Annotated in this window: 9 protein-coding genes; all 9 read left to right on the forward strand. The window is 65.2% G+C overall.

The features are described from left to right. The first annotated feature begins 36 nt into the window (after positions 1 to 36). Positions 37 to 1,347 (forward strand): phosphate ABC transporter permease PstA, encoded by a 1,311-nt coding sequence (gene pstA / locus P8X75_14305; GenBank protein MEJ1996355.1) that lies wholly within the window; start codon positions 37 to 39, stop codon positions 1,345 to 1,347. Positions 1,348 to 1,357: 10 nt separating this feature from the next. After that, positions 1,358 to 2,173: a phosphate ABC transporter ATP-binding protein PstB gene (gene pstB, locus P8X75_14310; GenBank protein MEJ1996356.1), complete on the forward strand. Its 816-nt coding sequence runs from the start codon at positions 1,358 to 1,360 to the stop codon at positions 2,171 to 2,173. A 33-nt stretch (positions 2,174 to 2,206) separates the two neighbouring features. Continuing rightward, positions 2,207 to 2,959, forward strand: a complete 753-nt coding sequence (gene phoU, locus P8X75_14315) for a phosphate signaling complex protein PhoU (protein MEJ1996357.1) — start codon at positions 2,207 to 2,209, stop codon at positions 2,957 to 2,959. Positions 2,960 to 2,999: 40 nt separating this feature from the next. After that, the gene (gene phoB, locus P8X75_14320; GenBank protein ID MEJ1996358.1) at positions 3,000 to 3,704 is read left to right on the forward strand and encodes a phosphate regulon transcriptional regulator PhoB; all 705 of its coding nucleotides are present in this window, start codon (positions 3,000 to 3,002) and stop codon (positions 3,702 to 3,704) included. Between the two features lie 135 nt (positions 3,705 to 3,839). Further along, positions 3,840 to 4,538 (forward strand): ABC transporter ATP-binding protein, encoded by a 699-nt coding sequence (locus P8X75_14325; protein ID MEJ1996359.1) that lies wholly within the window; start codon positions 3,840 to 3,842, stop codon positions 4,536 to 4,538. A 10-nt stretch (positions 4,539 to 4,548) separates the two neighbouring features. Beyond that, the gene (locus P8X75_14330; protein MEJ1996360.1) at positions 4,549 to 5,370 is read left to right on the forward strand and encodes a hypothetical protein; all 822 of its coding nucleotides are present in this window, start codon (positions 4,549 to 4,551) and stop codon (positions 5,368 to 5,370) included. Between the two features lie 8 nt (positions 5,371 to 5,378). Beyond that, positions 5,379 to 7,019, forward strand: a complete 1,641-nt coding sequence (locus P8X75_14335) for an FtsX-like permease family protein (GenBank protein MEJ1996361.1) — start codon at positions 5,379 to 5,381, stop codon at positions 7,017 to 7,019. 158 nt (positions 7,020 to 7,177) lie between these two features. After that, positions 7,178 to 7,906, forward strand: coding sequence for a Bax inhibitor-1/YccA family protein (locus P8X75_14340; GenBank protein ID MEJ1996362.1), 729 nt, complete (start codon positions 7,178 to 7,180; stop codon positions 7,904 to 7,906). Positions 7,907 to 8,115: 209 nt separating this feature from the next. Further along, positions 8,116 to 8,460, forward strand: a complete 345-nt coding sequence (locus tag P8X75_14345; protein MEJ1996363.1) for a hypothetical protein — start codon at positions 8,116 to 8,118, stop codon at positions 8,458 to 8,460. Positions 8,461 to 8,775: the final 315 nt, after the last annotated feature.

An 8,775-nucleotide genomic window follows, 5' to 3' on the forward strand; every position in this document is an offset into this window, starting at 1 on the left:
TGGCCCTGCGGGTCGTGCGGAAGTACAGGGAAAAGTATGACTGACATGGCTGTGGAATCGAAATCGTCGCAAGATGTCCATCCTGCGCAGAACTCAAGGCGGGTCGCCAAGCGCTACGCCGCGGAACGCCGCTTCAAGTTGATCGGGATGCTCGCCGTCGGCGCCGCCGTCGGTATGCTGGGGCTGCTGCTGGTCACGATCGTGGCACGCGGGCTGCCCGCCTTCTGGGCGACGCACGTCGCGATCGATGTCACCTTCAGTCAAGAAGAGATCGACCCACAGAACACCGGCGACCCCGAGGTGATCGGCAATGCGAACTACCGCACACTGGTCCGCGAATCGATGCAGAAGATCTTCCCTGACGCCACCGGCCGGTCCGATCGCCGCGCTCTGCTGGGGCTGGTCAGCTCGAACGCTCCCCTGGAACTGCGCGCATTGGCGATGGAAGATCCCGGTATCATCGGCACGACTCGAACTGTCTGGGTCAAGACCTCCGACGACGTGTACACCTTCGTCAAAGGCCAGATCTCCCGCGATGTCCCCGAAGAGGACCGCCGGGTCAAGGATCAGGAAATCGCCTGGATCGACCAGCTTGAGGCCGAGGAGCGGCTCGAGGTGCGCTTCGATGTCGACTTCTTCACCACCGGCGACAGCCGCGAACCGGAGCAGGCCGGCATCTGGGGCGCGGTCGTGGGCTCCTTCTTCACCCTGATCGTGACACTGGCGCTGTCCTTTCCGGTGGGCGTACTGACGGCGACCTACCTCGAGGAGTTCGCGCCCAAGAACAAGCTGACCGACTTCATCGAAGTCAACATCAACAACCTGGCGGCCGTGCCCTCCATCGTGTTTGGCCTTCTGGGCCTGGCGGTCTTCCTCAACTTCTTCGGCCTGCCCCGTTCCGCCCCCCTGGTCGGCGGCATGGTGCTGGCCCTTATGACGCTGCCGACCATCATCATCGCCTCGCGCGCCGCGCTGAAGGCAGTGCCGCCCTCCATTCGTGAAGCGGCTTTGGGCGTGGGCGCATCGAAGCTCCAGGTCGTGACGCACCATGTGGTGCCCTTGGCGATGCCTGGCATCCTGACCGGGACCATCATCGGCATGGCCCAGGCGCTGGGCGAGACAGCGCCGTTGCTGATGATCGGCATGGTGGCCTTCATCGTGGACGTCCCAGGCGGGATCACCGACGCTGCCACGGTCTTGCCGGTACAGGTCTACCTCTGGGCCGACAGTCCGGAGCGCGCCTTCGTCGCGAAGACTTCGGCCGCCATCATGGTGCTGCTAGGTTTCCTTATCCTCATGAACGCGATCGCAGTCGTGCTGCGCAAGCGCTTCGAACGCCGCTGGTAGGAGTACATTCATGTCCAACGTCGAAACCTTGGAAAGCGGCGCTTCCGCCGCTCCCGCGACCGGCAACCGCACGCCTAAGATCATTGGCGACAAGGTGAACGTCTTCTATGGCGAGAAGCACGCTTTGATGGATGTTGACCTGGAGATCATGCCCAACGAGGTGACCTCACTTATCGGCCCCTCCGGTTGCGGCAAATCGACCTTCCTGCGCTGTCTTAACCGCATGAATGACGTGATCGACATATGCCGGGTTACCGGCAGGATTACCCTGGACGGGCAGGACATTTACAACCCCCGCCTGGACGTCGTGCAGCTACGCGCGCGGGTCGGCATGGTTTTCCAGAAGCCCAACCCCTTCCCCAAGTCGATATACGACAACATCGCCTACGGCCCGCGCATCCACGGCATCGGCCATTCCAAGGCGGAGCTGGACGAGATCGTCGAGCGCTCCTTGCGCCGAGCGGGGCTTTGGGAAGAGGTCAAGGACCGGATGGACGCGCCGGGCACCGGTCTTTCCGGCGGCCAGCAGCAGCGTCTTTGCATCGCCCGCGCGATAGCGGTCAGCCCTGAGGTAATCCTGATGGACGAACCCTGCTCGGCGCTCGATCCCATCGCGACCGCCAAGGTCGAGGAGCTGATCGACGAACTGCGCGAGAACTACACCATCGTGATTGTTACCCACTCCATGCAGCAGGCCGCGCGCGTTTCGCAGAAAACGGCCTTTTTCCATCTGGGCCGCTTGGTCGAGCAGGGCGATACCGATGAGATCTTCACCAACCCGCGGGATGAGCGCACCCAAGGGTACATCACCGGACGCTTCGGCTGATCGAGGGCCGCGCGACCGACTTAGGAGAGTGACATGGCCGGCGAGAAAGAACACGGCGACCACATCGTAAAGTCGTTTGACGCGCAGCTTGAACAGTTGCGCACCAACATCGTGCGCATGGGCGGGCTGGCCGAGGCGCAGCTCTCAACGGCGATCACCGCCCTGGTGCGGCGCGATTCGGAACTGGCCAGCAAGGTCGTCGGCCACGACGCGGAGATCGACAAGCTGGAGGCCGAGGTCGACGAGGGCGTGGTGCGCCTGCTGGCGCTGCGCCAGCCCATGGCGGTCGACCTGCGCGACGTGCTCGCCTCGCTGAAGATCGCCAGCGACGTGGAGCGCATCGGCGACTACGTGGTGAACATCGCAAAGCGCGCTCTGGCGCTCAATCAGCTGCCCGCCGTGAAGCCGCTCTACGCGATCCCGCGCATGGCCGATCTGGTCGAGGCCTCGCTGAAGGACGTGTTCGACGCGATGGTCGAGCGCGACGTCGAGCGGGCCGGAGAGGTCTGGCGCCGGGACGAGGAGGTGGACGAGATGTACACCAGCCTCTTCCGGGAGCTGCTGACCTACATGATGGAGGACCCGCGCTCCATCACCAGCTGCACGCACCTTCTGTTCATCGCGAAGAACATCGAGCGGATCGGCGACCACACCACCAACATCGCCGAAGTCGTCACCTATCAGGTGACCGGGCGCAGCATAGAGGGCGGGCGCCCCAAGGGCGACACCACCAGCTACACCGTCGTCCAGCCGCCCGAGGCGGAAGAGGAGAAGTCCGGCGAGTGACGCGTCCCCCGCGCACCCGCGGCTTGTTGAGGAAGACCGAATGAGTCCACTAGTTCTGATCGTCGAGGATGAAGACGCCCTCGTCACCCTGCTGCGCTACAACCTTGAAAAAGAGGGTTACCGCAGCGCCTCCGCCGGCGACGGCGATGAAGCCCTGGTCATGATCAAGGAAGAGACACCGGACCTGATCCTGCTGGACTGGATGCTGCCGCTCACCTCCGGCATCGAGGTCTGCCGCCAGTTGCGCCGTCAGCCGGAGACCCGCGACGTCCCGGTCATCATGCTGACCGCGCGCGGGGAGGAGGGCGACAAGGTGCGGGGCCTCAACAGCGGGGCCGACGACTACATCACCAAGCCCTTCTCGCCCAGCGAACTGATGGCCCGCGTGCGCGCCGTGCTGCGCCGGGCGCAGCCTGCGCTCTCCGCCGACGTGCTGGAATTCGAGGACCTCTCCATGGACCTGGCCGCCCACCGCGTGAAGCGGGGCCGCCGCAACGTCCATCTGGGGCCGACCGAGTACCGACTGCTGCGCCATCTGCTGCAGCATCCGGGCCGGGTCTTCAGCCGCGAACAGCTTCTGGACGCCGTCTGGGGTCACGACGTCTACGTCGAACCGCGTACGGTCGACGTCCATATCCGCCGGCTGCGCAAGGCGCTGAACGACAACGAGGACGCCGATCTGATCCGCACGGTGCGCGCGGCGGGCTACGCCCTCGATCACCCGGGCGAAGCAATCGAACCCTGACGCCGCAGGCGGTCTTCTGCCACGAAAAGGCCGCTTGATTTGCTCCGCGACTCCCCCACATCGGTTAGGAACGTGATTTTCCCAACGCGAGCATGGGCATAGAGGCCTGGGCATAAAGGCAGGGGCGTGGAAGCGGTGAGTGCGGATCTGATTCGTCTTTCGAAGGCCGAGTTGACCTTGATGGCCTCGGCGGGACCGGTCGAAATCCTGAAGGGTATCGACCTTTCGGTCGCCCCCGGCGAGGTCTTGAGCGTGGTCGGCCCGTCCGGTTCCGGCAAATCCTCCATGATGATGCTGATCGCCGGGCTGGAGCGGGCGACCGGCGGGCAAGTCACCGTCGACGGCGTCGAGCTTTCGGGTCTCAGCGAGGATGCGCTGGCGCGCTTCCGCCGCGACCGGGTTGGCGTCGTGTTCCAGGATTTCCATCTGATCCCCACCATGACGGCCCTTGAGAATGTCGCCGTGCCGTTGGAGTTCGCCGGGCGCGCCGATGCCTTCGCGCGCGCCGAGGAGTCCCTGCGGCAGGTCGGGCTTGGCCATCGTCTGACGCACTACCCGGGCCAGCTTTCCGGCGGCGAGCAGCAGCGCGTCGCCCTGGCCCGTGCCTTTGCGCCCGCCCCGGCCCTGCTGCTCGCGGACGAGCCGACCGGCAACCTTGACGGCGAGACGGGCCGGCAGGTGATCGACCTGCTGTTCGACTTGCAGGAACACCATGACACCACCCTGATGCTTATCACCCACGATCCCGGTCTGGCCGAACGCTGCGGCCGGCAGGTGCGCCTGCGCGACGGGCAGATCGAGCATGATGGCGCCTCGGCCGCCGCGGCTGAGTAGGGCCCCGAGCATGACGGCGGTAACGGCTGAGAACTCAAACCCACCGGCCAAGGGCTTCGCCGCCCCCCTTTTCCTGCGCCTCGCGCGCCGGGAGCTGAGGGGCGGGCTGAAGGGCTTTCGCGTCTTCCTCGCCTGTCTGGCGCTGGGCGTGGCGACCATCGCGGGCGTCGGCTCGCTCTCGCAGGCCATGCTGGAAGCGCTCCGGGTCGACGGTCGCGCGCTTCTCGGCGGTCAGGTCGAACTGAGGTTGATCCACCGCGCGGCCAACGAGGCGGAGATGTCCTGGCTGCGCCAATCGACCGCGCGGCTCTCGCAGGTTTCTGAGGTGCGCACCATGGCGCGCGGCGGCGGGAACACCCGCCTGGTGGAGCTGAAAGCCATCGACGAGGCCTATCCGCTCTATGGCGAGTTCCGCTCCGATCCTCCCGGTGAACTGGACGCACTTCTGGCCGAGCGCGACGGGCGCTGGGGCGCGGTCGCGGAGCCGTCCGTCCTCAACACCCTTGGAGTGGAGGTCGGCGACGCGCTCACCGTCGGCGACAAGACCTTCGAGCTGCGCGCGGTGATCGCGCGCGAGCCGGACCGCACGGCACGCGCCTTTACCCTCGGCCCCCACGTCATCGTCGATCTGGACAGCCTCTCCGACACGCCCCTGCTGAAGGAGGGCAGCCTTGTCCAGCATCACTACCGCTTGGACCCCGGCGAGGGGTTCGACATGGAAAGCTGGGTGGCCGAGACGAAGGAGCGCTTCCCCGAGGCGGGCTGGCGCATCCGTGATCTCAACAACGCAGCCCCGGGGATGGAGCGCTTCTGGACGGCAAGCGCAAGGTAATCGCCACCTTGAAGACCCTGGGCGCGCCCGCGCGCAGCGTCTTCGCCATTTACCTGACGCAGATTCTGGTGCTGGGCGTTCTGGGCATCGCCATCGGCCTCCTGCTCGGCGCGCTGGTGCCCTATGCCGTCGGACCCCTGCTGGCCGAGCGGTTGAACTTCTCAAGCCTCGGCGGCGTCTACGCCGCGCCGCTCGCCATGGCCGCGCTTTTCGGGTTTTTGGTGACGCTCGCCTTCTCGCTCTGGCCGCTGGGCAAGGCCCAGGCGCTGCCCGCAGCCGCGCTGTTCCGCGACCACGGCGAACAGCGTTCGCGCCAGACCCTGCTCTGGGTCACGGGAGCCACGGCGCTTGCCGCCGCCGCGCTCGCCGCCTTGGCGATCTTCAGCGCGGAGGACAAGCTCTTCGCCTCCGGCTTCGTGGCCGGGGCCGTGGGCGCCCTCCTGGTCTTCCGCCTGACGGCTTCGGGTGTGATGCGGCTGGCCGCGCGTCTGCCGCGCTTCAAAAGCCCCGGTCTGCGGCTGGCGGTCGCCAACCTGCACCGTCCCGGAAGCTCGACCGGCAGCGTGGTGGTCTCGCTGGGTCTGGGGCTGACCGTCCTGGTCGCCATCGCCCTGATCGAAGGCAATCTCTCGCGCCAGGTGAGCGAGCGCATTCCCGAGGAGGCGCCCGGCTTCTATTTCATCGACATCCAGCCCGATCAGGTCGAGCCCTTGAAGGAACTGGTGCGCGCCGAGACGGGCAGCGAAGAGTTCGAGTCCGTGCCCATGCTGCGCGGGCGCATCGCCGGGGTGAACGGAAAGACGCCGGAGGAGATGGAGATACCGGCGGACATTGCCTGGGTCTTCCGGGGCGACCGGGGCTTGACCTGGTCGCGCGAGATTCCGCCGCGCACGGAGATCGCGGAGGGCAGCTGGTGGCCCGAGGACTACAGCGGCAAGCCCCTGGTCTCGCTCGACCATGAGGTCTTCGCGCTGCTGGGGCTTTCCATCGGCGACACGCTCTCCATCAACATCCTGGGGCGCAACGTGGAGGTCGAGATCGCCAACACACGGGAGATCGAGTGGCAGGACCTTCAGATCGACTTCGTGATGATCTTCTCGCCGGGCCTGCTGGAGGCCGCACCGCAGAGCCACATCGCGACCGTGAAGCTGGACCCCGCCAAGGAAGACGGGTTGGAGCGCGCGGTGGTCGAGGCCTTTCCGAACATCTCCGCCATCCGCGTGAAGGAGGCGCTGGCCCGCGCCGCCGAGTTCTTCGGCAAGGTGGCCATCGCGGTCAGCGCCACGGCGGGCCTCACGCTGCTTTCCGGGGTTCTGGTGCTGGCCGGGGCTTTCGCCGCGGGCCATCAGCGCCGGGTCTATGACTCCGTGGTCTTGAAGGTGCTGGGCGCGACGCGGGCGCGGGTCGCGGGGATATTCCTGTTGCAGTACGGGCTGTTGGGGCTGATCACGGCGGCCATCGCGGCGGGCATCGGCACGCTCGCCGGCTTCATCGTGGTGACCCAGGTCATGGAGGCCGATTTCATCTTCCTGCCCGAGACGGTTTTCCCGACCGCGCTGCTGGCGGCGGTGCTGACGCTGCTGTTGGGTTTCATCGGCACCTGGCGCGCACTTTCAGTGAAATCGGCGCCCTTGTTGCGCAACGAATAGGCAATCCTGAAGATTTCAGCAAAGTTTCTGCGAGAATCTATTGAACGGATCGCCGCTTTACCCAATATTCTTATCTGAAGCGAAGCGTCCGCAAGGTTTCGATCCCCGAAACCTGGGCGCCCAGCACTGAAACGAGAAACTCTAGTCAGGAGGTTTTGATGGTCGGTCCGAATCGTCAGTCCTATTCACAGGGCCGCGCCACTACCGGCGTTGCGATCGACGAAGGCCTGCGCAGCTACATGCTGCGCGTCTACAACTACATGTCCCTGGGCGTCGCCTTCACCGGCGCCATCGCCATGCTCGTCGCCATGAACCAGCAGTTGGTCATGGCGCTGTCCGGCGGGCTTATGTGGGTTTTCTTCATCGGCATCCTGGGCCTCGGCTGGTTTGCCCCGCGCATCATGATGACCAAGTCGGTCGGCGCGGCTCAGGCCTGTTTCTGGGCCTATGCCGCCATGTGGGGCGCTCTTCTGGGTCCGATCTTCTTCGCCTACATGCGCGTAGACCCGATGATGATCGTCCAGGCCTTCCTGATCACCTCGGTCACCTTCGGCGCGCTCAGCCTCTACGGCTACACCACCAAGCGCAACTTGGGCCCGATGGGCGCGTTCCTGTGTATGGCCTCGATCGGCCTGCTGCTGGTGCTGGTGGTCAACATCTTCCTCGGCTCGCCGATGCTGCACATGCTGCTGTCCGGCGCCGTGGTGCTGGTCTTCTCCGGCCTGACCGCCTACGAGACCCAGCAGATCAAGAACTTCTACATGGAAAGCGACGGCCACGATGTCGTGACGCGCAAGGCGATCTTCGGCGCCTTCATGCTCTACGGCAGCTTCGTGACGCTCTTCATCTGGATACTGAACATCCTGGGCATGCTGCGCGGGGAATAACCGACCCGACAGCACCCAAAGATCGAGGAGAGGCCCGGCGCTTGCGCCGGGCCTTTTCCTTTCCGCGTCCGCAGGCGCGCCTGTCAGCCCCGCCGGTCACAAGGCATCACGGAGAATGCCGTGCTTAAAAGTAACTTTCTATTTACCAATTATTAAAGTCAGAGGTCGTAGTCTTCTCCACAACAACACGAAATACGTGGGAGAAGGGCATGATTCGAAAAGGGTTGCTGATAGCAGGCCTCTCACTGGCGGTGAGCGGCTGCATCGGAGAGGACAAGCAGGCGGAGGTTTGGCCCCGGTCAGGCGATGTCATCTACGCGGCGGAGATGCACGTCTACTGCGACGGCTCGCGCGACCTCCGCTTCATCGGACCTTTCCGGGACATGGAGCAGGGCAAGGCCGCGGCCAGCAACCTGCGCGAAGACAGTCTCGAATCAGGGGGCGGCGCGGCGGAGTACAACGTCAACTTCTGGATGGTTCGCCGCTACGTGCAGGGCGCCAGCGGAAACCCCCGCATCCAGCGCGCCAACACGAAGTCTCTAAGCTGCGTCTGACAAGCCTGCCGCCTAGGGAGAGAACAAGCCAAGAAGGGGCCCGGAATGTCGGGCCCCTTTTTCTCGTGCCGTGATCCGCCTGCATCCCTCAAGCGGGCCCCAGGCGGATCACGGCACAAGAAAAAGGGGCCCGGCATTCCGGGCCCCTTCTTGGCTTGTTCTCTCCCTAGGCGGCAGGCTTGTCAGACGCAGCTTAGAGACTTCGGGTTGGCCCGCTGGATGCGGGGATTTCCGCTGGCGCCCTGCACGTAGCGGCGAACCATCCAGAAGTTGACGTTGTACTCCGCCGCGCCGCCCCCTGATTCGAGACTGTCT

Source organism: Limibacillus sp., from assembly GCA_037379885.1.
Taxonomy (GTDB): Bacteria; Pseudomonadota; Alphaproteobacteria; order Kiloniellales; family CECT-8803; genus JARRJC01.

Excerpts from the sequence above, each read along its gene's own strand:
- pstA (MEJ1996355.1), top strand. The coding sequence starts at position 37 with ATGACTGACATGGCTGTGGAATCGAAATCGTCGCAAGATGTCCATCCT.
- pstB (MEJ1996356.1), top strand. The coding sequence starts at position 1,358 with ATGTCCAACGTCGAAACCTTGGAAAGCGGCGCTTCCGCCGCTCCCGCG.
- phoU (MEJ1996357.1), top strand. The coding sequence starts at position 2,207 with ATGGCCGGCGAGAAAGAACACGGCGACCACATCGTAAAGTCGTTTGAC.
- phoB (MEJ1996358.1), top strand. The coding sequence starts at position 3,000 with ATGAGTCCACTAGTTCTGATCGTCGAGGATGAAGACGCCCTCGTCACC.
- P8X75_14330 (MEJ1996360.1), top strand. The coding sequence starts at position 4,549 with ATGACGGCGGTAACGGCTGAGAACTCAAACCCACCGGCCAAGGGCTTC.
- P8X75_14340 (MEJ1996362.1), top strand. The coding sequence starts at position 7,178 with ATGGTCGGTCCGAATCGTCAGTCCTATTCACAGGGCCGCGCCACTACC.
- P8X75_14345 (MEJ1996363.1), top strand. The coding sequence starts at position 8,116 with ATGATTCGAAAAGGGTTGCTGATAGCAGGCCTCTCACTGGCGGTGAGC.